Source organism: Streptomyces sp. NPDC059696 (genome assembly GCF_042733745.1).
GTDB lineage: Bacteria > Actinomycetota > Actinomycetes > Streptomycetales > Streptomycetaceae > Streptomyces.
Genome location: NZ_JBHWFG010000008.1, coordinates 145,681 through 169,271, shown reverse-complemented (window position 1 = coordinate 169,271; position 23,591 = coordinate 145,681). Strand labels below are relative to the sequence as shown.

The following is a 23,591-nucleotide window of genomic DNA, read 5'->3' as shown; positions in this document are numbered from 1 at the left end:
CACAAAACACGTGCGACACCCGGCCATTCCCCCCGCACGCGCGTTTCACTCTTGCACAACCCCCACACGGCCAACAAGGCGCCCGGACCACATCCGCGCCATTGACAGAAAGTCAGAAACGGGGAACGGATGTGCGCCGCCCGCACTCGTTTTCGACATTTCCCTGCGGCCTGTGTGAATCGGGCATCGGGGCCGGTTCCTCAGATCTGCCAGGAGCGCAGCCGGTCCGCCGCGCCGTAGACGTCGATGGCGCCGGACAGCAGGTCGCGGGCGAGGTCGACGAGGGCGCCGTAGGGCGGGTCGATGCCGACGCCGCTGACGAACATGTACGCCACGGCGGTCGCGCAGGCGAAGCGGGCGTTGGCCGAGGGCAGCGGCCTCAGCACGGTGAGGGTGTGCAGCAGCGCGGCGGCCCGCCAGGCCGGGTCGGAGTTCACCCCGAGGCGTGGCGGGTCGACGCGGTGCCGGGCGACGGCGGCGACCAGCGCGGAGAAATCGTTGACGGTGGGCTGGTCGGGCAGGACCTCTTCATGGCGCTGCAGCAGCCAGGGCACATCGATATGGATCACGGGCGCCATGGGTCAGGCGGCCCGCCCTTCGCCCTTGGCGGGCGGTTCGTCGTCGGGGAAGGCGGCGGCGAACTCGTCGGCGTGGGTGGAAAAGAACCGGCGGAAGGCCTCCGCGCCCTCCTGCAGGGCCCGGTGGCGGGCTATGTCGGCCGCGGCCGCTTCCCGCACGAGCGCCTTCATCGACGTACCGCGCTCCTTGGCGATCTGCCTGAGGTCCTCAAGTTCGCGGTCGCTGAACTCCACGTTGAGAGCTGGCATGGCTTCACGGTACCGCTCGGGTACTGGCGCGTAAATATGCCCAGGTCAGCAAGGGCACTGGACGGTACCGGGCCGACACCCGGACTGAGAGGTGGGTCACATCGGGGCGTGGAGTGTCAGATATCGGGGCGCTGTCCGGCTCGCAGGGGTGAGCGCGCCCGAGGAGGCCCCCATGACCGAGATCCCCGTACCCCCGACCGACGCCCCCTTCGACGCGGCGACCGGGGTGTTCGTCGACCACCGCGAGCTGCTGTTCGGCGTCGTCTACACCATGCTCGGCAGTGTCGCCGACACGGAGGACGTGCTGCAGGAGACGTGGCTGTCCTGGACGGCCCGCTGCGGGGGCGCTCCGCCGTCCGGCGTCGACCACCCGCGCGCCTATCTCGTGCGGGTCGCCGTCAACCACGCGCTGCGCCGCCGTGCCGTGATCAGCCGCCGGCAGGAGACGTACGTCGGCCCGTGGCTGCCCGAGCCGCTGGTCGCCGCGGAGGACGCCGAGGGCCCGGCCCTGCGGTCCGAGTCGGTGTCGCTGGCGATGCTGGTGGTCCTGGAGTCGCTGACACCGCTGGAGCGGGCGGTGTTCGTGCTGGGTGAGGTGTTCGGCTACCCGCACGCCGAGATCGCGGAGATCATCGACCGCTCCCCCGCCGCGGTGCGCCAGCTGGCGCACCGGGCCCGGGAGCACGTGCGCGCCCGGCGGCCGCGGTTCGAGGCGCATCCGCGGGTGCGGCGCGAGGCGACCGAGCGGTTCGTACGGGCCGCGCTCGGCGGGGACCTCGCCGAGCTGATGGAGGTGCTGGCGCCGGACGTCACGGCGTGGACCGACGCGGGCGGCAAGCGCAGGCGGGCCGGTCTGCGCCCGGTGCACGGCCGGGACAAGGTGGCCCGCCTGCTCACCGCCGGGCGGGGCGGCCCGGACCACCCGGTCTGGCGCTACCGGCGGGTCAACGGCGACGACGCGGCCGTGCTGTTCGACGGTGACGAGCCGTTCGCCGTCCTGGTCCTGGACCTCACCCCGCGCGGCGACCGGGTGCGCGGCATCTACGTCGTGGCCAACCCCGACAAACTCGCCCACCTGCCCGGGCCGGCCGCGTGAGCGCGCCGGTCCGGGGCGTCGCCGGGCGCCCGGTCAGGAGTGCGCCTGGCAGAACTCCCGGACGGTCCGGTTGAACGGTTCCGGCGCCTCGAGATTGCTGAGGTGCCCGATGCCCGGGAGCACGACCAGCGTGGCCCGCGGGATCGCTCCCAGGAACTGGTGCGCCACGGGTTCCACGGGTGAGCGGGCGTCGAGCTCGCCCCACAGCAGGAGCGTCGGCACCTCGATCTTCGGCAGCAGGTCGCGCTGGTCCGCCTCGACCATGGCGGTCAGCTGGGTCCGCATGCTCCGCGGCCGGGTGTCGGCCGACATCACCGACAGCAGGCGGACGGCTTGGGCGGGCGGCTGCCCGGCGAACAGGCCGGGCAGGGTCGGTGCGAACGCCTCGGCCGGGACCGCGAGCATGCGCTCCGCCCCCTCGGCCCGCGACCGCACCTCCGCCGCCGGGAGCGACCCCTTCCAGCCCGCGTAGGTGTCGACGAGGAGCAGCGTCCGGACGAGTTCGGCGTGGTGCCGGTAGAGCTCCAGCACGACGGTCCCGCCCCAGGACGCGCCGAGGACGTGGGCGGGGCCGAGGCCGACGTCCTCGATGACGGCCGCCAGACAGCGGCCGTAGTCGGCGAGGGTGAAGGAGGCGGGGACGTCGGAGGAACGGCCCGCGCCCGGTTCGTCCCAGGCGACGACGGTGAACTCGTCGGCCAGGTCCTCGGTCTGGGGGCGGAACAGCCGGGCGTCCGCGATGGCGCTGTGAGCGAGCACGAGGGGCGGGCCCTGGCCCACCCGGTCGTACGCGACCTCGATGCCGTCGACCCGCACCGCTGGCATGACACCAGGCTACGCGCGCGTGCCGGAGGCGTCCTCCCGGCGGACTCCCCCGGCACGCGGCGGCCCGGCCCCCGCCCTTGCCGCTACGCCTGGTCCGCCACGAAGGAGGCCATGCGGGTCAGGGCGGCGTTCCAGTTGATCGTGTGCTCGTTGGTCGACCAGGACTGGATGTCGTCGATGTAGCAGAACTGTCCGACGCAGCCCTGGAGTTTGCTCTGTGCGTAGGGGTCCTGGATGCCGCTGTTCGGTCCGCCGGCGAGGGTGCCCTTCGGCGGGCTGGGCTGTGCGGGGTCGAGTTGGTGGGCGTACCAGCGGCTGTGCTGGTTGTGCGCGCTGACCTCGCCGTAGCCGGTGACGTAGGAGATGTTCAGCGCGTTGCGGCCCAGGATGTAGTCCATGCTCTGGAGCGCGCCGTCGCGGTACTTCGAGGCGCCGGTGAGGTCGTACGCGGTGGCGAGGACGACGGCGTTGTTGAGGACCTGGTGGCTGGAGCCCCAGTCGTAGGTGTTGCCGTCGGGCGCGTACGGCATGCCGTAGGGGTGCGCCCGGAGGGTGGCCAGGTAGCGGTCGGCGCCCTGGACGACGGACCGGCGCACCGCGTCGCGGCCGGGCAGCCCGTTCGGCACGGTCGCGAGGTCGAGCCGGCCCGCCGCGCCGGTGCGGGCCCAGTCGAAGCCGATGGGCTTGAACAGGTCGGCCGTGTGGACCGGGGACGTCAGGACGTACTCCTCGTAGCGCTTCTCCCCGGTGGACAGGTACAGCTCGGCCGCCGCCCAGTAGAAGTCGTCGGTGACGTCGCTGTCCGCGTAGGCGCCGCCGCCGATGCCGTCGCTGTCGGAGGCGAGGCGGTCGGGGTGAGCGAGCGCGGCCGACCAGGCCTTGCGGGCGGCGGTCAGCGCCTTGCCGGCGAACGCCCTGTCGTAGGGGCGGTACAGGCGGGCGGCCTGCGCGGCCGTGGCGGCCAGGTTCAGGGTGGCGGCGGTGGACGGCGGATGCAGTTCGCGCTTCTGCGGATCGTCGCTCGGCAGCAGCGGAAGGCCGGTCCACTGCTCGTCGTGCATCTTATGGTGGGCCATGCCCGCCAGGGGCCTGCCGTCGGGCACCTGCATCTTCAGCAGGAACTCCAGCTCCCAGCGTGCCTCGTCGAGGATGTCCGGGACCTTGTTGCCGCTCTCCGGGATGGCGAGCGTGCCGTCGCGCAGTGCGTCCGCCTGCCCGGTGCGGGCGTGCCGGGCGCGCTCGTAGGTGCTGAGCAGCTCCCAGGTGGAGATGCCGCCGTTGACGACGTACTTGCCGTGGTCACCGGCGTCGTACCAGCCGCCGCTGACGTCGAGGCTGTAGTCGCAGACGCCCGGCTGGCAGGGCACGTCGGTGTCGCCCTGGTTGGGTGCCACTCCCACGTGACCGGCCGGGCGCCCGTAGCCGGGCCGCAGGTCGTCACGTATCGCGATGCCGCTGCGCTGGGTGTAGTAGTACTTCGCCGAGTCGAGACGGAGGCGCTCGTAGGCGCTCGCGCCGATGTCGAAGGGCCGGCTGGTCTCGCCGTCGGCGACGAGCGTGAAGCCCGTGCCCTTGGCGCGGTAGGCGCCGAAGTCGATGGAGTGGACGTTCTGCCCGGAGGAGGCGTCGACGCCGCGGGGCAGGGTCGTGCCCTTGGCGACGATCCTCCCGCCGGAGTTCTTCAGCTGCCAGGGCAGCTTCGTGGTGGCGTCGGTGACGAGGGTGGCGTTCTTCGGGCCGGCCGGCAGGTAGCCGACCTGGTTGACGCGTACCCGGGGCCCGGTGTCGGGCTCGTACGGATCCGGCGTCACGCCGCCGAGCAGCGAGACGTCGTCCATGCAGAAGCGCCAGGGGTCCGCGCTGCCGCCGAGCTGGAAGCCGACCTGGCCCTGCGCGGTGTCGACGGGCGAGGTGAAGGTGTAGGAGTAGCGGTCGCCGGAGACGCTGAGCTGCGGTGTCACCTCGTGGTAGGTGTCGTAGGGCGACACCGACAGGCCCACGATCGCGCGCACCACGTGCCCGGCGGGCGTCCCGCTCGCGCTGAAGGACAAGCGGTACGACTGCCCCTTCACGAGGGTGATGTCGTTCTGCCCGACGGCGGCGTCCCAGCGGTTGGTGGTGCCGCCGGGGACGTCGGCACAGAGCCGGCCGTCGGACAGGCCCGCGGTGACGTTGCTGGTCGTCCACCACGGGGCGGTGTCGGTGTCGAAGGTGCCGTTCCTGACCTGCTCGACCTCGTCGGCCCCGGCCGGTGCGGCAGGAAGCGCGGTGAGCGCGGTCGCCAGCAGGGCCGTCAGGGACAGCAGGGCGGTTCTGCGTCGTTTCACGTCTGGGCTCCTCGTCGGAGGTGCGGGGTGACGCTCGGCGTGGGAGCGCTCCCAGATGCGGACGCAGGCCATGGTTGTGGCAGATGTGACGCCTCGTCAACGGTCCGGACGGGACTGACTGTTCGGCGCCCGTCCGGACCGGGTCGGACCTAGACGGTGTCCAGTCGACTGATGCGTATCGCGCCCCGCGCCTCGCCGGGGTGGCGGCTCGTCAGGGTGAGCCGGATACGGGAGCCCCGGAGGGGCGCGAACGTGATCACGGTGGGGGCGTCGGAGGCGGTCGCCCAGTCGATCTCGGTGTGCCGCGCCGGCTGCCACGCGCGGCCGTCCCAGACCGCCGCCTCGATCGCCGCGGGCAGGCTGTGCGTGGCGTCCACCGTGAAGGAGACCTCCACCCGGTCGAAACCGCGGGTGCGCCCGTGGTCGACCGAGACCCAGTCCTCGGCCCGTGCCCCATCAAAGGCCGGCAGCAGGGGCGTGGCCTGTTTGAAGAAGCCGTTGGACCAGCCGGTGGCCGGGTCGCCGTCGAGCATGGCGGCGGGCAGGGTGTCCGGGCGCCCGGAGTAGCTCGCGTCCGCCCGGGGGTGGCCGGCGGGGGCCGGGTGCTCGGGCCGGAAGGCCGCCGGTGCTGTCCGGGCCCGGTCCTCGGCCCGGGTGGCCCGTACGGTCGTGGTGCCGGAGCGCAGGCCCTCGGCCCGGGCGGTCACCCGCACCGTGCCGGCCTTCGTCCCGGACCGGACGATGGCGAGGGCCTTGCCGTGGAAGGCGGTGCGGGTGCTCGCCCGGTAGCGCTCGGCGCTCTCCTGCCGGCCGTTGTCGAGCCCGGCGAGGGAGCCGCCCGCCACGGCGAAGGACAGCAGGTGCTCCGCGTCGGGCACCACCACGCCGTGCCGGTCGACGACCTCGGCGGTCACGAAGACCAGGGAGCGGCCGTCCGCGGGGAGGGAGGGGCGGTCCGCGGTCAGGCGTATCGCGTGCGGCGGTCCGGCGGTGCTCAGCACGTCGGTCGCGACCACCTTGCCACCCCGCCGGGCGACGGCCTTCAGCTCTCCGGGCTCGAACGGCACCTTCCAGGTCAGGTGGAGCTTGCCGGCGCTGCCGTTGGGGCTGGTGTAGCTGCCGGGGTAGGGACCGTCGGTGAACGTCTTGTCGTCGCCGGTCGCCTCGGTCGTCTCCAGGTAGGTGCGGCCGTCGAGGGTCTTCTTGGTGTCGAACCGCCGTACGCCGAGGGACCTGCCGTTGAGGTACAGCTCGACCGTGCCGACGTTCGCGTAGGCCCAGACCTCGACCGTGTCGCCCTTCTCGTGGTTCCAGGTCATCGGCAGCAGGTGGACCATCGGTTCGCCCGTCCACTGGCTCCGGAACAGGTGGTACATGTCCTTCGGGAAGCCGGCCGTGTCGACGGCGCCGAAGAAGGAGGCCTTGACCGGGAAGACGTCGTACGGGGTGGGTTCGCCGATGTAGTCGATGCCGGACCAGAGGAACTGCCCGGCGAACCACGTACGGTCCCGGTCCTTCTTGTGGCCGTACTCGCCGCTCATGGTCCAGGAGGCGAGGTTGTTGTCGTAGGAGGAGGTCGCGCGTCTGCCCGGGGTGTGGTTCTCGCCGGTGTTGAGGTGCTCGGGCTCCTGGTAGGCGCCACGGGTGGAGGTCTCCGAGGACGACTCGGACTCGAAGAGGAACAGGTGCGGGTAGGCCGCGTGCAACCGGTCGACCGACTTGGCGGTGTTGTAGTTCAGGCCGAGGCCGTCCAGCTTGGCCAGCATCAGATCGGCCGCGGAGCCCTCTGCGGGCAGGCGGCGGTACTTGTCGGAGCCGATGACCAGCGGCCGGGTGTCGTCGGCGGCCTTGACCGCCCCGATGATCCGGTCGGCCATGGCGAGGCCGGCGGTCGAGGTGGAGTCGGGGATCTCGTTGCCGATGGACCAGGCCAGTACGGCGGGCGAGTTGCGGGCCGCCAGCACCATCTCCGTGGCGTCCCGCTCGCACCACTCGTCGAAGAAGCGGCCGTAGTCGTACGGGTTCTTTCCGGTCCGCCAGCAGTCGAACGCCTCCACCAGCATGACGACGCCGAGCTCCTCGCAGACCCGGATCACCTCGGGTGCGGGCGGGTTGTGGGAGGTGCGCAGGGCGTTGACGCCCATGGAGCGCATGATCTCCAGCTGGCGGCGCACGGCGTCGACGCTGACGGCGGCGCCGAGCGCGCCGAGGTCGTGATGGAGGTCGACGCCCTTGATCTTGTGGCGGGTGCCGTTGAGGAAGAAGCCCTCGTCCGGATCGAAACGGAAGGTGCGGAAGCCGAAGACCGTGCGGTACGTGTCGGTGGTCCTGCCGCCGACCCGCAGTGCGGTGTGGAGCGTGTAGCGGTGCGGTGTCGCGAAGTCCCACACGTCGGGGCGGCGGACGGCGAGTTCGTGGGTCTCGGTGTGCTCGCCGGAGACGGCGGCGGTGGAGGAGGTACGGGCGACCGTGCGGCCCTCGCGGTCGGTGATGCGGGAGACGACCTCGACGTCGGCGGCCCGGCCGGAGGCGTTGACGACGGAGGTGGCGACCCGGACGACGCCGCGCTCGGCGGAGATCTCCGGCGTGGTGACGCGAGTGCCCCACCGGGCGACGTGCACCGGCTCGGTGATCACCAGGCGGGCCTCGCGGTAGATGCCGCTGCCCGAGTACCAGCGGCTGCTGGGGAGCCGGTTGCGGACCTCGACGGCGAGCACGTTCTCGGTGGTGCCGTCGGTGTGCACCAGGTCGGTGAGGTCGAGGGCGAAGCCGGTGTAGCCGTAGGGGTGACGGCCGGCCTCCGTGCCGTTGCAGTAGACGGTGGAGTCCATGTAGACGCCGTCGAACTCCACCGAGACGCGCCGGCCGGCGAGGGCGGGCGGCAGGGTGAAGGCCAGGCGGTACCAGCCGAGGCCGCCCGGGAGGAAGCCGGTGCCGCTGGTGGTGCCGTGGTCGGTGGTGGGGGTCTGCTCGATGCTCCAGTCGTGCGGGACGGCCGTCTCGCGCCATCCGGAGTCGTCGTACCCGGGGAGGTGGGCGCCCGCGTAGGCGCCGGTCGGGTCGGTGATGCCGCCCGGGTTCACCAGCGCGAAGCGCCAGCCGTCGCGGAGTGCGACGGTCCGGCGGCCGGACGCGTCGCGCGCCTCCCCGTCGGCCCACGCCTCCGGGGCGCCGAGCAGCGCTCCGGCCGCGGGCGCCGCCGCGGAGGCGAGCAAGAAGGATCTGCGCATGACCGACATGGAGACGCTCCCTCATCAAGACCCAAAAGTACTCACAACTGATCGTGAACAAACAGATTCTGTCGAGGCGTCATGGACGATCGTCAAGGGTGCGTCGGCTTCCTTCTGCGCCGGCGATCACTTCGGCCGGAAGTGCTCCTCACCCCCGGCGGCGGAGGCGGCGGCGGGGTTACCGGTCCATGCCGGGCGCCTACGGACTAGGCTGGAACTCAACTGACCTCCCTGTTCACTGTGAGTGTCCGTATGGAGTCGCGACGATGAGCCCGGACGAGGCGTTCGACGATGACGTGGCCGCCCGTGCCGTCATCGCCGCCGACGGCACGCTCACCGAGTGGAGCGAGGGCGCCCGTCGTCTGCTGGGCCATACGGCCGCCGAGGTCGTGGGCCGCCCGGCCGCCGCGCTGCTCGCCGACGGCGCGGAGCCGCCCACCGTGACGGACGACTCCCGCTGGAGCGGCACCCTCACCCTGCGCCACCGCGACGGCCACCCGGTGTCCGTCTGGGTGCTCGCCCACCGCAGACCGCCCGACGGGCCGCACGCGACCGACTGGCTCGCGGTGTCCCCGCCGGACGCCGGCGGCCGGGGGCTGCCGGACGATCCGCTGGTGCGCATGGCACTGACACAGTCGCCCTGCGCCACGATGATCTTCGACGAGCGGCTGCGGCTGCGCGGCCTCAACGACGCCATGGCGGACCTCCTCGGACTGCCCGCCGCGCGGATGCTGGGCCTGAAGCCCACCGACATCGGCAGCCGGCCGCAGAACGCCGAGCTCGAGGAGTACCTGCGCCGGGTGCTCGACACCGGCCGGCGGCAGGACATGCAGACGTACATGAAGGCGACCGGTGAGAGCCGGGGGGCCCACGCCTGGCTGGCCAGGATGGCGCCGCTCACCGACGGCACCGGCCGGGTGCGCGGTGTCTGCGTGACGGCCCACGACTTCTCCGACCAGTACCGCTCGCGGGAGCGGCTGCTGCTGGTCAACGAGGCGAGTGTGCGCATCGGCACCACCCTCGACGTCCCGTGCACCGCCCAGGAGCTGGCGGACGTGTGCGTGCCGGCCCTCGCCGACTTCGTCAGCGTCGACCTGCTCGACCCCCGGGAGCTCGGCGACGAGTCCGCCGGGCCGCCGGTACCGCCGCTGAGCCTGCGCCGGTCCGCCCACCAGTCGGTCAACGAGGGCAGCCCGGAGGCCGTCGCCGAGCCCGGGCAGGTGGATGTCTACCCGGAGAACTCCCCGCAGGCCGCCTCCCTGGTGGCGGGGCACACCGTCGTGGCCTCGGGCGCGTCCGGCGACCTCGAACGCTGGCTCGCCTGGGACCCGGTGCGCCACCGGCGGATCCAGGAGTACGGCATCCACTCCACGATGTCCGTGCCGCTCCAGGCCCGGGGCACCACCCTCGGCGTGGCGGTCTTCACCCGCTTTCGCCGCCAGGAGGCGTTCACCCCGGACGACGTGCTGCTGGCCGAGGAGGTCACGGCCCGGGCCGCCGTCTGCATCGACAACGCGCGCCGCTACTCACGCGAGCGCGAGACGACCCTCACCCTGCAGCGCAGTCTGCTGCCCCGCACTCTGCCGCGCACGGCGGCGGTGGAGGCCGCCTCCCGCTACCTGCCGGCCACCCGCTCCGGCGTGGGCGGCGACTGGTTCGACGTGATCCCGCTGTCGGGGATGCGGGTCGCCATGATCGTCGGCGACGTCGTCGGCCACGGCATCCAGGCCTCGGCCACCATGGGCCGGCTGCGCACCGCCGTCCGCACCCTCGCCGACATCGACCTGGCCCCCGACGAGCTGCTCACTCACCTCGACGACCTGGTCGTCCGGCTGTCCGCGGAGTCCGGAGGGGACGACGCGACCGGCGAGCTGGGCGCGACCTGCCTGTACGCGGTGTACGACCCGGTGTCGCGGCGCTGCACGCTGGCCCGGGCCGGGCACCCCCTGCCGCTGCTGGTGCCGCCGGGCGGCCCGGCGCACCAGCTGGATCTGCCCTCGGGGCCTCCGCTGGGGGTCGGGGGGCTGCCGTTCGAGGCGGCCGAGGTGGAGCTGCGGGAGGGCAGCATCCTGGCCTTTCACACGGACGGGCTGCTCGTGAGCCACGAGCGGGACGTCGACGCGAGCGGCCGGATGCTCCGCGAGGCGCTGTCCGAGCCCGCCGATTCCCTGGACGAGATCTGCGACCGCGTGCTGAGCACCCTGCTTCCGCCGGGCGGCTCCAGCGACGACGTGGCCCTCCTGCTGGCCCGCACCCGCGGCCTGCCGGCCTCCCAGGTCGCCACCTGGGACATCCCTGCCGACCCGGCGCTGGTGGCCCCCATCCGCAAGCAGGTCGTCGACCAGCTGGAGCGCTGGGGGCTGCACGAGGCCGTGTTCACCGCCGAGCTGGTGGTGAGCGAGCTGGTCACCAACGCCATCCGCTACGGCGCACCGCCCATCCGGCTCCGGCTGATCCATGACGCGGCCACGCTGATCTGTGAGGTGTCCGACACCAGCCACACGGCGCCGCACCTGCGCCGGGCCAAGACCTGGGACGAGGGCGGCCGCGGTCTGCTCCTGGTCGCCCAGCTCACCCAGCGGTGGGGCAGCAGGCACACGAGCGAGGGCAAGACCATCTGGGCCGAGCTGGCCCTGCTCGACGAGGAGATCTGAGCCAGCCCTCCCGACCGGGCGGGGGCGCGGCCGAGCCGGAGCGCGGCCTCTTCCGGTGTTCGCGAGCGAGGGCGGGCCCCCGGGCCGGGCGGGGGTGACGGTGGTTCTCTTACCATCGGCTGCTTTCATGGGTCGGCACGGCCAGATCACGCTCCGGAGGACCCCGCCCTGAACACCCCGCTCGCCGAAGTCCTGTCCGTGACACTGCTGGCCGCCGTGCTCGTCTGGGCCGTCGCCCGCCCGAAAGGCCTGCCCGAGGCCGTGCTCGCGGTGCCCGCCGCCGGGCTCGCCATCGCCCTCGGGGTGATCTCACCGGACCACGCCTGGGAGGAGATCCAGCGGCTCGGGCCCGTGGTCGGCTTCCTCGCGGCCGTGCTGGTGCTCGCCCACTTCTGCGACGTCGAAGGGCTCTTCACGGCCTGTGGGGCGTGGATGGCCCGCTGGGCGGCGGGGCGCCCCACACGGCTGCTGACCGCGGTGTTCGCCCTGGCGTCCGTGATCACGGCCGTACTCAGTCTCGACGCCACGGTCGTCCTGCTGACTCCCGTGGTGCTCGCCACCGCCACCCGCATGGGCGTCCGGGCACGGCCGCACCTGTATGCCTGCGCCCACCTGTCGAACACGGCCTCGCTGCTGCTTCCGGTCTCCAACCTCACCAATCTGCTGGCCTTCACCGCGAGCGGGCTGAGCTTCACCCGCTTCGCGGTGCTCATGACCCTGCCCTGGCTGGTCGCCATCGCCGCGGAGTACCTGGTCTTCCGGCGGTTCTTCGACGAGGAACTCACGGCCCCTCCGCCCTCCCCCGACCCCGCGCCGCGTCCGGAACCGCTCCCGCTGTTCGCCCTCGTCACGGTCGGCTGCACCCTGGCCGGGTTCGTCGTGGCGTCCGCGGTGGGCGTCGCGCCGGCGTGGGCCGCTCTGGCCGGAGCGCTGGTGCTGGCCGGCCGGGCACTCGTACGGCGGCGGGCCACGCCGCTCACGGTGGTGCGGTCCGCGGCCCCGGCGTTCCTGGCGTTCGTGCTGGCGCTCGGCGTCGTGGTGCGCGCGGTCGTCGACCACGGGCTCGCCGACGCCTTGCGCCGTGTGCTGCCCGACGGATCGGGCCTGCTCGCGCTGCTGGGCGTGGCCGTGCTGGCGGCGGTGCTGGCGAACCTCATCAACAACCTGCCCGCCGTGCTGGTGCTGCTGCCCCTGACCGCCGGGTCCGGGCCCGGTGCCGTACTGGCGGTGCTGCTCGGCGTGAACATCGGCCCCAACCTGACGTACGCGGGATCGCTGGCGACCCTGCTGTGGCGGCGGATCGTCCAGCAGGACGGGCAACGGGTGGGGCTCGGTGAGTTCACCCGGCTCGGGTTGCTCGCGGTACCGGCCGCGCTGGTGTCGGCCGTGGCCGCCCTGTGGGTGTCGCTGACCGTCGTCGGCGTCTGAGCCCTTCCCGGGTCAGCGGCGGCCGCCTCCGCCGTGGCCGCCGTAGCCGTAGCCGGGGTAGCCGTCGCCCGGGGTGCCGTACCGGCCGTCGGAGTCGCAGTCATAGCCGTAGCGGTCGCAGGGCGACTCGGTTGCGGCCGGGCTGCTCGGCGTCGGTTGCGGGACCGGGGAGCCGGTGGGGGCCGGCGCGGGGTCGGGCGTCTTCGACGGGGTGGGGCGGGGGGACGGCGTGGGCGTGGCGGGGGCGGCCGGGACGGCGGCGTTCCAGTTGACGGCCTGCATCTGGAGGTCGGCCTTGGCGGTGTCGATCACCCAGCGCTGGACGTCTTCGTCCCGGCGGGCCTTGACGACCAGGGCTCCCGAGCCGTCGGTCGCGGCGGGCGCCAGGGCGAGGTCCTGGTCCCAGCGGGGCACCAGGGCGCCCTGCAGGGTGAAGTCGTAGCGGATGTTCTTCGGGTCCGGCCGGGAGGGGCCCGCGCAGGGAGCCAGCCGCACGGAGTAGCCGAGCCGCGAGTCGAGGCACAGGTCGGGGGCGGCCCCGTTGCGCAGCAGACCGTCGGTCTCGTACGTCCACTGCTGGGCGGCGTCCGTGGAGCAGGTGGTGAGTTCGGCCTCGCCGCCCCGGACCGCCTTCTCGCCCTCGATGCCCACGCACAGGTCCGAGGCGACGTTGTGCAGCCGGCCGCGCAGGGCGCCCTTCTGTGCGTCGCCCGTGCCGGTGCGGGACGGGTCGGTGGTCGGGTCGCCCGCGTCGGAGTCGGGTGCCTCCCCGGCGGGCCGGTCCGCACCGGCCGGGGCGTTGTCGCCGGAGTCGCCGGTGGACCACAGGACCAGCGGCAGGACGACGAGGCCGCTGACGGTCAGGATCCCGGCGGTGAGGTTGCGCCGCCGGGCGCCGCGGCGGGCGGCCTTGTGGGCGGCTCTCCGGGCCGCGGCGCGCGCGCCTTCGGGCCGGTGGCGCGGGCGCGCGGGCGCCGCGGCGCGGGTCGGCGCCGAAGCGGGTGCCGCACGTTCGGCCGGGGGCGGGAACGGCGGCAGGGCTGCGGGGCCGCCCGGGTCGGTGAACGACTCCCCGACCGCACCGGCGAGGGCGACCGGGTCCGCGACGTTCTCGTGCGCCGCACCGGGGGCTGCGTTCTGGGCGGGGAAGGCCGCATGAGCCGTCTCGACCGGAAGCCGCGAGGCCTCACGTGGGCCGGCAGTGGGCCCGGGAAACCCCTCGTGCGCCTCCGGGGCCGCCCCGGGGAAGGTCCCGGGCGCCTCCGAGGCCGGCCCGGAGAAGGTCCCGGGCGCCTCCGAGGCCGGCCCGGAGAAGGTCCCGGGCGTCGCACGAACCGAGCCCGGGAAGGCGCCCGGCGCGGAACCGGCCGGACCGGGGAAGGCCTCACGCGCCACGGCCGGCCCCGAGAAGGCCTCGCCGACCGCACCTGCCGGCCCCCAGAAGCCCCGCCCCGCCGCCCCGGCCGAGCCAGGGAAGCCCTCACGCCCGGCACCGGCCGACCCCGGGAAGCCCTCACCCGCCGCAGCGGCCGACCCCGCGAAGCCCTCACCCGCCGCACCTGCCGACCCCGGGAAACCCTCACGCCCCGCACCGGCAGACCCCGCGAAGCCCTCATCCGCCGCACCTGCCGATCTCGGGAAAGCCCTGCCCGCGGCACCGGCCGGGCCGGGGGGAGCCTCACGTGGCGGGTCCGGGATGATCTCGTAGGACAGGGGGTCCGGGTCGGGAAAGACCTCGCGTGCCAGGGCCACCGGGTCGGGGAACAGTGCGCGCGCGGCGAAGGCCGGGGTCTCGGCGGCTGCCGTGCCGGCCACGGCGGCCGTTCCCGCGGGGCTCCCCCGCTCCGCCGCGCTCTCCCCCGCCTCACCCAGACGGACCTCCGCGTATCCCCGCCCACCCCAGCCCAGCACCGCTTCCGACAGGGCCACGCCGAGACCGTGGTTGAACCGGTCGAGCTGGTCCGCTGCGGCGCTGCAGTGCCCGCACCCCTCGATATGCGCGCGTAGATCGGGGTCGATGTCGATGCCGCCACGTCGGTACGTCACGTCGAGCAGGCGCAGATAGCGCCGGCACTCCTCGTCGGGGGCGAGTTCGCGATGGAGCTGGAGGCTCTCCTCGCGCAACCGGTCCCGGGCCCGGCCCAGTTCGACGCGGGCCCCCTCCTCGTCCAGACCGAGCAGTCCGGCCGGGGACGTCAGCGGTTCGGCCTCGACCTCCACGTGCCACAGCAGGCACCGCGCGGACTGGGGCAGCCGCTGGAAGGCCCCGGACAGCAGGCGCCGGTGCCGCGACGGCAGCAGCCGGGAGGCGGGCCGCTCCCCCTCACCGGTTCCGGCGAGCAGCTCGGGGTGGAGCATGTCGCAGCGGTGGTCGCCCGCCCACTCGGCCGCGATGCGCCGCACCGTGAGCAGCAGATGGGGCCGCCACGCGGACGTCGGGCCGTTCTGCCGGAGGGTCTCGCCGAAGAGCCGGGTGAAGGCCGCGGTGGTGAGCATGCCCGCGGAGCGCGGGCCGTCGGTGCACAGCCGGGCGTAGGCGAAGGCCGCCTCCCAGTGCCGGTCCAGCAGTTCGCCGACGGGGTGAAGCGCGGGCGTCGCCCCGGTCCACTTCCTGAGCTCCGCACTCAGTTGCTCGTCCGTCGCACCGAACCCGCGGACCGAGGCCGGGGAATTCGACGGGCCTGCGTCTTTCACGGCTGCATTCCTCTCAAGGACATACGGAAAAAAAGTCCATACCAAGGGGTATGCCGGCCGACGGCCTCGCGCATACGAAAGAAAGGCGTGTGGGGGCACGCCGACAGGGCACACCTTTGCACAGGTCAGGGACGGGGAACAAGTGAGCGTACGGTTTCGTGCTTTACGCCTGCCGCCGACGCTATTTGACAGGAAGTCAACGAGCGCGGCGAAAGGCATTTCAGTGCCGTCTGCATCTTTATCGGCTCGCATTTCGCGCGCCCGCACCGGCCGTACGGCAACCTTTGGGCCACCTGGCGAGCAGCAGCTCATGCGGTCGCCGTTGATTCCGCATCTGCCTTTCGAGGCCTGCGGCGGAACCAATAGGCCCTCAGCCGGACCGGCCGGCGTGCCGCGCACGGTACGCCCCGGGCGGCTCCCCGTAGCGCGCGCGGAAGACGCGGTTGAAGTGGAACGGGCTGGCGAAACCCGAGGCGGCGGCGACGCGTTCCACGGGCAGGTCGGTGCCCTCCAGCAGCCGGGCGGCATGGCGCAGCCGCGCCTCGCGCAGCGCGCGCATGGGCGACCGGCCGAGCCGGCTGCTGAACAGGTGGGCGAAGCGGGACGGTGACAGCGCGACGCTCTCCGCGAGCGATTGCACGGTGTGCGGGGCTCCGGGGTCGGCGTCGATCAGCTCCTGGGCGCGGCGCACACGGGCGTCGAGGCCGGGCGGGGGGTCCGTCGGCCGGGGGCGCGCGGTGGTGAGCAGGACGATCTCCTCCAGCCCGCACAGGGCCAGTTCGCGTGCCGCGCTGCCGTGCGCCACGGCGATCTGCCCGTCCGGTGACGACTCGTCCGGTGACGACTCGTCCGGCGGCGGCTCGTCGGGCGGTGCTCCGGTGCCCGTCCACCGTGCGTCGGCGTGCATCCGCCGGAACGTCGCCCCCACGCGCCCGCGCACCCCGGCCGGGGCGGAGGGGATCACGTACATCCCGTGCCCGGCGTCGTAGGGCCGCAGCCAGGCGGCCCAGGACGGGCGGGCCTGGCAGTGCGCCCACCAGAACCGCCAGTGCCCGGCACCGGGCTCGACGCCGTAGCCGTGCGGGACACCCGGGGCGAGCACGACCAGGGCCCCGGCGCCGGCCGAGGTGCGGGCACCGCCCTGCCGCAGCCGGCCCGCGCCCGCGGTGGTCCAGGTGAAGAGCCAGCTCGCGGAGCCCTGCGGGCGGTTGACGCCGTAGCCGGACCGCTGGTCGAAGTGGCCCAGCACGACCAGCCCGGGCGGCGGGGCGGGATCCCCGTCGGCCGCGGTGGTGGTCGCGGTCGTGGGGGTCGTGTCAGCCGCAGGGGCCACGGTGGTCGCGGCCTTCTCGCCCTGTCGCCCGGCAGCAGTCCCGGGCAATCCGTCAGCATCCACGGGCATCCTCCTCGGCAGCCGGTCGGCCTAGCGTTTCGTACCGATGACACCCGACCGAAGGGGAGCGCTCATGACCGTCACGGACAACGGGGCCACCGGCGAACCCATCCTGGACCCCGCCGGGCTCCGGCGGTACCGGGAGACGTTCGAGAAGGACGGCTTCACGGTGGTGCGCGGGCTTTTCGGAGCCGATGAGACGGAGCGGCTGTGCGGCGAGTTCGCGGCACTCCGGGCGGCCGGTGCGGTGCCCGGGCACTTCGAGCCCCGGGCGGCGGACGAGCCGGGTGCCGATCCCCTGCACGTGTGGCCGCGGGTGATGCACCCGCACGAGATCAACGACCTCGCGCGCGAGGTCCTGCTGGACGCCCGGCTGCGGACGGTCCTGGAGGCACTGCTCGGCGAGGAGGTCCTGGCCGCGCAGAGCATGTTCTACTTCAAGCCGCCGGGGGCCCGGGGCCAGGCACTGCACCAGGACAACTTCTACCTGCGGGTGGAGCCGGGCACGTGTGTGGCGGCGTGGGTGGCCTGCGACGTGATCGACCGGGAGAACGGCGGGCTGGAGGTCGTGCCGGGCACGCACCGCATGGACCTGTTCTGCCCGGAGCTCGCCGACGAGGAGGTGTCGTTCGCCCGGGAGTTCGTTCCACCGCCGGACGGGCTGACACCGGTTCCCGTGGACATGGCGCCGGGGGATGTCCTGTTCTTCAACGGGAGCCTGGTGCACGGGTCGCAGCCGAACCGGGCGGCCGAGCGGTTCCGGCGGTCGTTCATCGGCCACTACGTGGGCCGCTCGGCCGAGCGGATCGGGCGGTTCTACCGGACGCTGACGATGAACGGGGTGGGCGTGGAACTGGCGGAGAGCGAGGGGGCGGGGCCCTGCGGAACGGAGTTCGCGCCGCAGGGCCCCCACTGACCTCCGGCAGGTGCGTTCAGTGCCCGGCGATGGGGTGGGGCCCGTACGGGGCCTGGAGCTCGTCCAGCTCCTTGTCGCTCAACCGGAGTTCGACGGCGGCCACCGCGTCCTCCAGGTGCCCGGGCCTGGACGCGCCGACGATCGGCGCGGTCACCGTGGGCTGGTGGAGCAGCCAGGCGAGGGCGATCTGCGCGCGGGGGACGCCCCGTTCGCCGGCGATGCGGGTGACCGCCTCGACGATCGTGCGGTCACCCTCCTGGTACAGGCTGCCGCCGAAGGCGTCGGTGGCACTGCGCTCGGTCGTGGTGTCCCAGTCCCGGGTGAGACGGCCGCGGGCGAGCGGGCTCCAGGGCAGGACGCCCACGCCCTGGTCCGCGCACAGGGGGAGCATCTCGCGCTCCTCCTCGCGGTAGATCAGGTTGTAGTGGTTCTGCATGGAGACGAAGGGGGTCCAGCCGTTCAGGCGGGCGGTGTACTGGGCCTTGGAGAACTGCCAGGCGTACATCGAACTGGCCCCGATGTAGCGGACCTTGCCCGCCTTGACGACGTCGTGCAGGGCCTCCATCGTCTCCTCGACCGGGGTGTCCGGGTCGAAGCGGTGGATCTGGTAGAGGTCGACGTAGTCGGTGCCGAGGCGGGTGAGGCTCCGGTCGAGCTCGGTCATGATCGCCTTGCGGGACAGGCCGCCGCCGTTCGGTCCGGGCCGCATCCGGCCGTGCACCTTCGTCGCGAGGACGATGTCGTCGCGGCGGGCGAAGTCGCGCAGGGCCCGGCCGACGATCTCCTCGCTGGTGCCGTCGGAGTAGACGTTGGCCGTGTCGAAGAAGTTGATCCCCGCCTCGACCGCCTGCCGGATCAGCGGGCGCGAGGCCTCCTCGTCGAGGGTCCACTCGTGGGTGCCGCGGTCGGGCACACCGTAGGTCATGCACCCCAGACAGATCCGCGAGACGTCCAGGCCCGTCGAACCGAGCTTCACGTACTGCATCGTTGCTGCTCCTGCCTTCGGGAGGGTTCCACGGGGAGCGTACGTGTTCGTGTGCGCTCGAAGACGCGGCCGGACGGGCCGTCAGCGGGTGCAACGGGCCGGTCCGTCAGCGGCGTTCGACCAGGTCCAGGCCCCGCTCCCACCCGAACTCCGGCCGGCCGCCGCCCTCCCCGGGCTCTCCGGCGTACGGCTCCCCGAACCGCACGCCCATCCCCCGCAGCCGTTCGAGGCTGTCCCGGTAGGCGGGATGGGCGGCCAGGGCGTCCGCCACGCACGGCAGGACGGCGACCGGCACCCCGAGTCCCGCCACCTCGCACAGGGTGCCCAGGGCCAGGGTGTCGGCGATGCCGGCCGCCCACTTGTTGACGGTGTTGAAGGTGGCGGGCGCGACGACCACGGCGTCGGGCGCCGGGAACGGGCGCGGCTCGCCGGGTGAGCGCCAGGCGGAGCGTATGCGGCGGCCCGTCAGAGCCTCGACGGCGGCGGTGTCGAAGAAGCCGTTCATGGCGACGGGTGTCGCGATGACGCCGACCTCCCAGTCCCGTTCCTGCGCGGCGGTGATCAGCCGGCCGACGTCCTCGGCGATGCCGGCGGCGCAGACGACGACGTAGAGGAAGGGCTTGCGGGCGGCCTGGTCGGTCATCCGGGTAACCCTAGCGACCGTGCCGGCGCACCGGACGGGGAAGGTGTCGTCCGTCGAAGGTCCACAGGTCCTTGCGCAGGGCGTACTCCCGCTCGCGCTCCCACGTGCGGGTCAGGAACGCGGCGATCTCGGCGCGGCCGGTGACGAAGGTGTCGCGGTTGCGCCGGACGGCGTCCGGCGAGGAGGCGAGGGAGACCTTCTGCGGGTCGCGGGCGTTCCGGGAGTACCTCCGGGCTCTCGTGGCGGCGGCGGGGCGGTCGGACGCGCCGGCCGGGCAGCTGTTCCTGCCGGCCGAGGGTGCCATGGTCACGGCGGGCGTCACCAGGAGCGCCGAGCCCGCGGCCGAGGCGCGCGAGGCGGCCCGGCGGCTCCTGGACGCCGGAGGAGAGGGGGCGCCGGACGAGACGGGGCGCCGGACGGGATCCGGGGTCAGCTCACCCGCTCGGACACGGTGATGGCGCCGACCGGGCAGGCCCGGGCCGCCTCCCGCACCAGCGGGCTGCCGCTGCCCTCGCCGCCGGGCAGCAGGGTGCTGTAACCGTCGTCGTCCTGGGTGAACACGCCGGGGGCGGTCAGGGCGCACTGGCCCGCGCCGATGCAGACGTCCTGGTCGATGTCGATGCGCATGGGTGCCGGCCCTTACCAGGTCACGGGGAGTTCCAGCATCCCCTGGATGGTGTCGCCGGGCTTGAAGGGGATCTCCTCGGCCGGGACGGCCAGGCGCAGGCCGGGCAGCCGGTCGAAGAGGCTGTGCAGGGCGATCTCCAGCTCGGCGCGGGCGAGGTTCTGGCCGAGGCACTGGTGGATGCCGAAGCCGAACGCCACGTGGTGCCGGGCCGGGCGGCTCCAGTCGAGCGTGTCCGGATCGGGGTAGACCGTCTCGTCGCGGTTGATGACGGAGGTCGCGAAGACCACCCCCTCCCCCTTGCGGATCGTCGTCCCCGCCACCTCGATGTCCTCGACGGCCAGGCGCAGCATGCCGTCGGCGATCGACAGCATCCGCATCAGCTCCTCGACCGCGGCGGGCAGGAGCCCGGGGTCCGCGCGCAGCTCGGCGAGCCGCTCGGGGTGCTGGAGGAGGGTGAAGGTGCCGAGCGAGATCATGTTGGCGGTCGTCTCGTGGCCCGCCACCAGCAGGATGAGGGCCATGGCGATCAGGCCCTCCCGGTCGAGGGCGCCCTCGCGCAGTTGCCGGTGGACCAGGTCGTCCAGCAGGCCGGTGCCGGGCTCCCGCTGCTTGCGGTCGATCAGGTCGCCGAAGTACTTTTCCAGCCGGTCACGGGCGTCGAGGACGTCGGCGGCCTCCGGGCCGCGCAGCAGCCGCCGCGACTGGGCCTCGAAGAAGTCGTGATCGGCGTACGGGACGCCGAGCAGGGCGCAGATCACCATGGACGGCACGGGCAGGGCGAAGGCGCTCACCAGGTCGGCGACCGGCCCCCGGTCGATCATCGCGTCGAGCCGTTCGTCCACGATCTGCTGGATGCGTGGCCGGAGTTCGGCGGCCCGCTTGAGGGTGAAGTCCCCGACGACCATGCGCCGCTGGATGCGGTGCTCGGGGTCGTCGACGCCCAGCAGGGCCGTTCTGCGGTTGCGGATCCCGGCGAAGCGCGGGGTGGGGGCGGGAAAGCCCGGCCGGTCTCGGTTGGACGACAGGCGCGGGTCGGCCAGCAGCGCGCGGGCGGTGGCGTGCCCGCTGACGAGCCAGGCCTCGCGGCCGTCGAAGAGGGTGATCCGGGTCAGGGGGCGTTCGGTGCGCAGCGCGTCGTAGGCGGCGGGCGGGTGGTAGGGGCAGGTCCGGGACTGGGGGAAGGCGACGGGTGCGGTCGTTTCCGTCATGGAGACCTCGCAGACGAGTAGTGCGTCGTGCCGATCTTCATTAGATGCCCCAGGCACCTAAAGGACGACGCGAAGTTCGGCCAGATCGCCCACGGCGGCAACATGGCCGGGGAATGCCGTCCCCCCGTTCGAACGGCGGTGGCCGGGGGCCGGTGCCGGGCCTGCGGGGCAGGTGCCGCGGGGGTGCCGGGAGCCGTCGGTGGCGGGCCCTCGGGCCTGGCGGGGTCCGATGTGCGGGGCAGTGGCCCGTACCGGAGCGCCGAGGCGCGGGTGCCGGGGCGCGGGTGCCGGGGCGAAAACCTGTTGCCGCAAGGACGAGGCAGGCCGCAGGATCCGGCCATGCCCACGTTCACTGTTCTCCTGCCGCTGTCCGCCGCCGCCTCCGCCGCGCGCCGACAGCAGCAGTCCCGCCGCCCCGGAGGACCGACGCCGCCGCGCTCATGACGGCCGCGCTCGTCGCGGGGCTGCTCGCGGGGTACGGCATCGCCGTCCCGGTGGGCGCTGTCGGAACCTACCTCGTCTCCCTCTCCGCCCGCACCACCCTGCGCACCGGTGTCTGCGCGGCTCTCGGCGTCGCCACCGCGGACGGGCTCTACGCGTTCGCGGCCACCCTCGGGGGCACGGCCCTGGCGTCCGCGCTGCGGCCGGTGCTCGGGCCGCTGCGGTGGATCTGCGTGCTGGTGCTGCTCGTGCTGGCGGCGCGGGGCGCGCTCACCGCGCTGCGCGAGTACCGCGGCCATCGCCTCGCGACCCGGTCCGCCCCCGCTCCCCCGAGCCCCGCCCGGGCCTATCTGGGGCTGCTGGGCATCACCCTGCTGAATCCCACCACCGTCATCTACTTCGCCGCCCTCGTCCTCGGATCCCGGGCGACGAGCCCGGCCGGCGCGCTGGAACAGGGCGTGTTCGTCGTGGCCGCCTTCGCCGCGTCCGCGAGCTGGCAGGTGCTGCTGGCCGGGAGCGGGGCACTACTGGGCCGGGCGCTGACCGGCCGTCGGGGCCGGCTGGCGACGGCATGGGTGGCGAGCGGGGTGATGACGGCGCTCGCCGTGCGCATGGCGCTGGCTCCGGGATGACAGGGTGTGCTTCCAGCCCGATCCCGCGGGTGCGGATGATTCCCCGGGGCAGGGTTGTTGACGGCAGATGGCGATGAGCCACGGACGCGACGATGGGACGGATGTCATGCCGCTCGAAGGCGAGTACGAACCCAGCCCGACGGAGTGGGTGCGCAAGCAGGTGGAGCTGTACGAGAGCTCCGGCGGTACCGAGGGGACGACGCTGCAGGGCTCGAAGATGCCGGTCGTCGTCCTGACCTCGCGCGGCGCCAGGAGCGGGAAACTGCGCAAGACACCGGTGATGCGGGTGGAGCACGAGGGACGGTACGCGGCGGTGGCCTCCCTCGGCGGGTCGCCGAAGCACCCCGTGTGGTACTTCAACCTGCGCGCCGATCCGCACGTGGAGCTCCAGGACGGACCGGTGAAGCAGGACATGACCGCGCGTGAGGTCACGGGCGAGGAGAAGGCGGCCTGGTGGGAGCGGGCCGTCGCCGCCTACCCGGCGTACGCCGACTACCAGAAGAAGACCGACCGGGAGATTCCGGTGTTCGTCCTGGAGCCGGCCGAGGGCTGAGGGCGGGCCGGCGGCCCGGTGCGGGCAGCCGGCCGAAAAATCTTCCGCCTCGTGTGTGTGAACCGGCCGCGTCGGGGCACGCGAGGTTCAGGCCCCGCCGCGCTCCCCCGTCGCGGCGGGGCTTTCCGCTGCCTCGCCGGCCGGACGATCGGTCACGTCGAGGAAGATCTCATCGGCCTCGGGCACCGTCCGGGCTATGGAGCGCTTGATACGCACGGCGACCTCCTCGACGCGCTCGCTGTCCAGTCCGGGCACCAGGTCGACGCGGGCGGCCACCAGAGCCGTGTCGAGTCCGGTCTTCATCGTGAACAGCGCTTCCACACTGTCGATCTCGGGCTGGGCCCGCAGCAGCGCGCAGATCCGCCCGGTGGCCTCGGGGTCGGCCGCCTCGCCGATCAGCTGGTCACGTGCGTCGCGGCCCAGCCGGAAGGCCACGTAGACGAGCAGCGCGCCGATCGCGAGTGAGGCCGAGGCCTCCCAGACCGCCTGGCCGGTGACCATGTGCAGCGCCATGCCGACGATGGCCAGCGTGACGCCGAGCACGGCGGTGCCGTCCTCGGCGACGACGGTGCGCAGCGCCGGATCGCGCAGCCCGGAGCCCATGCCGCCCTGCCGTCGCACCTGGTACAGCGCCCGCAGCAGCGAGGCGCCCTCCGCGAGGAGGGCGACGCCGAGCACGATCAGGCCGGCCACATAGCCGCTGAGCTTCTCCTCCGTCTCGGTGGTCAGGGCCTCGAAGCCCTGGAAGAAGGAGAAGCAGCCGCCCATCACGAAGATCCCGACGGCCGCGAGGAGCGACCAGAAGAACCGCTCCTTGCCGTAGCCGAACGGGTGACGCCGGTCGGCGGGGCGGCGGCTGCGGCGCAGTGCCGCGAGCAGGAACACCTCGTTGAGGCTGTCGGCCACCGAGTGGGCCGCCTCCGACAGCAGGGCCGGTGAACCGGCCGCCAGACCGCCGATGGCCTTGGCGACCGCGATCACCAGATTGGCCGCGAGCGCCACCAGCACGGTGACGCGTGTCTTGTGATCACTTCCTTCATCAGTCACCTCCGCCGATTGCCCCGGTCGGGGGTACTCACACCGTGGGGTCGACGGAAAACGGGGAACGCGT

The 23,591-nt window shown here is 73.3% G+C and carries 18 protein-coding genes and 2 pseudogenes; 6 read left to right on the top strand and 14 right to left on the bottom strand.

What is annotated here, in order from left to right; all coding sequences use genetic code 11:
- Positions 1 to 200: 200 nt before the first annotated feature.
- Entirely contained in the window at positions 201 to 578 is a 378-nt protein-coding gene (locus tag ACFV20_RS11435; RefSeq protein WP_385655145.1) for a toxin Doc, read from the bottom strand.
- Positions 579 to 581: 3 nt separating this feature from the next.
- Entirely contained in the window at positions 582 to 827 is a 246-nt protein-coding gene (locus ACFV20_RS11430; protein WP_062930854.1) for a hypothetical protein, read from the bottom strand.
- Between the two features lie 172 nt (positions 828 to 999).
- Between ACFV20_RS11430 and ACFV20_RS11425 the strand changes: the two genes are divergently transcribed.
- Positions 1,000 to 1,923 carry a sigma-70 family RNA polymerase sigma factor gene (locus ACFV20_RS11425; RefSeq protein ID WP_385655143.1) on the top strand — a complete coding sequence of 308 codons (924 nt, stop codon included), beginning with the start codon at positions 1,000 to 1,002 and terminating at the stop codon, positions 1,921 to 1,923.
- 33 nt (positions 1,924 to 1,956) lie between these two features.
- On the opposite strand, the gene ACFV20_RS11420 is transcribed toward ACFV20_RS11425, so the two are convergent.
- From ACFV20_RS11420 to ACFV20_RS11410, 3 genes are all read right to left on the bottom strand, one after another.
- On the bottom strand, positions 1,957 to 2,748 hold the full coding sequence (locus ACFV20_RS11420; protein ID WP_385655141.1) for an alpha/beta fold hydrolase: 792 nt from the start codon (positions 2,746 to 2,748) through the stop codon (positions 1,957 to 1,959).
- A gap of 83 nt (positions 2,749 to 2,831) precedes the next feature.
- A complete protein-coding gene (locus ACFV20_RS11415) occupies positions 2,832 to 5,075 on the bottom strand; it encodes a glycoside hydrolase family 9 protein (RefSeq protein ID WP_385655140.1) in 2,244 nt (747 codons plus the stop codon).
- Between the two features lie 149 nt (positions 5,076 to 5,224).
- Complete coding sequence (locus ACFV20_RS11410) at positions 5,225 to 8,314, bottom strand: glycoside hydrolase family 2 TIM barrel-domain containing protein (protein ID WP_385655139.1); 3,090 nt, start codon at positions 8,312 to 8,314, stop codon at positions 5,225 to 5,227.
- A gap of 257 nt (positions 8,315 to 8,571) precedes the next feature.
- On the opposite strand from ACFV20_RS11410, the gene ACFV20_RS11405 reads away from it, so the two are divergent.
- A complete protein-coding gene (locus ACFV20_RS11405) occupies positions 8,572 to 10,959 on the top strand; it encodes a SpoIIE family protein phosphatase (protein ID WP_385655137.1) in 2,388 nt (795 codons plus the stop codon).
- 168 nt (positions 10,960 to 11,127) lie between these two features.
- On the top strand, positions 11,128 to 12,387 hold the full coding sequence (locus ACFV20_RS11400) for an SLC13 family permease (RefSeq protein ID WP_385655312.1): 1,260 nt from the start codon (positions 11,128 to 11,130) through the stop codon (positions 12,385 to 12,387).
- 12 nt (positions 12,388 to 12,399) lie between these two features.
- Here ACFV20_RS11400 and ACFV20_RS11395 read toward each other — a convergent pair whose 3' ends face one another.
- From ACFV20_RS11395 to ACFV20_RS11385, 3 genes and pseudogenes are all read right to left on the bottom strand, one after another.
- Complete coding sequence (locus ACFV20_RS11395; RefSeq protein ID WP_385655310.1) at positions 12,400 to 13,782, bottom strand: RICIN domain-containing protein; 1,383 nt, start codon at positions 13,780 to 13,782, stop codon at positions 12,400 to 12,402.
- A 471-nt stretch (positions 13,783 to 14,253) separates the two neighbouring features.
- Positions 14,254 to 15,081: pseudogene (locus tag ACFV20_RS11390) on the bottom strand (RNA polymerase sigma factor); the annotation flags it as partial.
- Between the two features lie 370 nt (positions 15,082 to 15,451).
- Complete coding sequence (locus tag ACFV20_RS11385; RefSeq protein ID WP_385655308.1) at positions 15,452 to 16,336, bottom strand: helix-turn-helix domain-containing protein; 885 nt, start codon at positions 16,334 to 16,336, stop codon at positions 15,452 to 15,454.
- Positions 16,337 to 16,547: 211 nt separating this feature from the next.
- On the opposite strand from ACFV20_RS11385, the gene ACFV20_RS11380 reads away from it, so the two are divergent.
- Positions 16,548 to 17,390 (top strand): phytanoyl-CoA dioxygenase family protein, encoded by an 843-nt coding sequence (locus tag ACFV20_RS11380; protein WP_385655135.1) that lies wholly within the window; start codon positions 16,548 to 16,550, stop codon positions 17,388 to 17,390.
- A 16-nt stretch (positions 17,391 to 17,406) separates the two neighbouring features.
- Here ACFV20_RS11380 and ACFV20_RS11375 read toward each other — a convergent pair whose 3' ends face one another.
- From ACFV20_RS11375 to ACFV20_RS11355, 5 genes and pseudogenes are all read right to left on the bottom strand, one after another.
- Complete coding sequence (locus ACFV20_RS11375; protein WP_385655134.1) at positions 17,407 to 18,375, bottom strand: aldo/keto reductase; 969 nt, start codon at positions 18,373 to 18,375, stop codon at positions 17,407 to 17,409.
- Between the two features lie 106 nt (positions 18,376 to 18,481).
- Positions 18,482 to 19,018 carry a flavoprotein gene (locus ACFV20_RS11370; RefSeq protein ID WP_385655132.1) on the bottom strand — a complete coding sequence of 179 codons (537 nt, stop codon included), beginning with the start codon at positions 19,016 to 19,018 and terminating at the stop codon, positions 18,482 to 18,484.
- Positions 19,019 to 19,058: 40 nt separating this feature from the next.
- Positions 19,059 to 19,235 (bottom strand): annotated as a pseudogene (locus ACFV20_RS11365) (DUF1348 family protein); the annotation flags it as partial.
- Between the two features lie 212 nt (positions 19,236 to 19,447).
- The gene (locus tag ACFV20_RS11360; RefSeq protein WP_385655130.1) at positions 19,448 to 19,645 is read right to left on the bottom strand and encodes a ferredoxin; all 198 of its coding nucleotides are present in this window, start codon (positions 19,643 to 19,645) and stop codon (positions 19,448 to 19,450) included.
- A 12-nt stretch (positions 19,646 to 19,657) separates the two neighbouring features.
- On the bottom strand, positions 19,658 to 20,854 hold the full coding sequence (locus tag ACFV20_RS11355; protein WP_385655128.1) for a cytochrome P450: 1,197 nt from the start codon (positions 20,852 to 20,854) through the stop codon (positions 19,658 to 19,660).
- Positions 20,855 to 21,294: 440 nt separating this feature from the next.
- On the opposite strand from ACFV20_RS11355, the gene ACFV20_RS11350 reads away from it, so the two are divergent.
- Both ACFV20_RS11350 and ACFV20_RS11345 read left to right on the top strand, forming a co-directional pair.
- A complete protein-coding gene (locus ACFV20_RS11350; RefSeq protein WP_385655126.1) occupies positions 21,295 to 21,927 on the top strand; it encodes a LysE family transporter in 633 nt (210 codons plus the stop codon).
- Positions 21,928 to 22,033: 106 nt separating this feature from the next.
- On the top strand, positions 22,034 to 22,480 hold the full coding sequence (locus ACFV20_RS11345; protein WP_385655125.1) for a nitroreductase family deazaflavin-dependent oxidoreductase: 447 nt from the start codon (positions 22,034 to 22,036) through the stop codon (positions 22,478 to 22,480).
- 87 nt (positions 22,481 to 22,567) lie between these two features.
- Here the strand turns inward: ACFV20_RS11345 and ACFV20_RS11340 are convergent, their stop codons facing one another.
- The gene (locus ACFV20_RS11340) at positions 22,568 to 23,527 is read right to left on the bottom strand and encodes a cation diffusion facilitator family transporter (protein ID WP_385655123.1); all 960 of its coding nucleotides are present in this window, start codon (positions 23,525 to 23,527) and stop codon (positions 22,568 to 22,570) included.
- Positions 23,528 to 23,591: the final 64 nt, after the last annotated feature.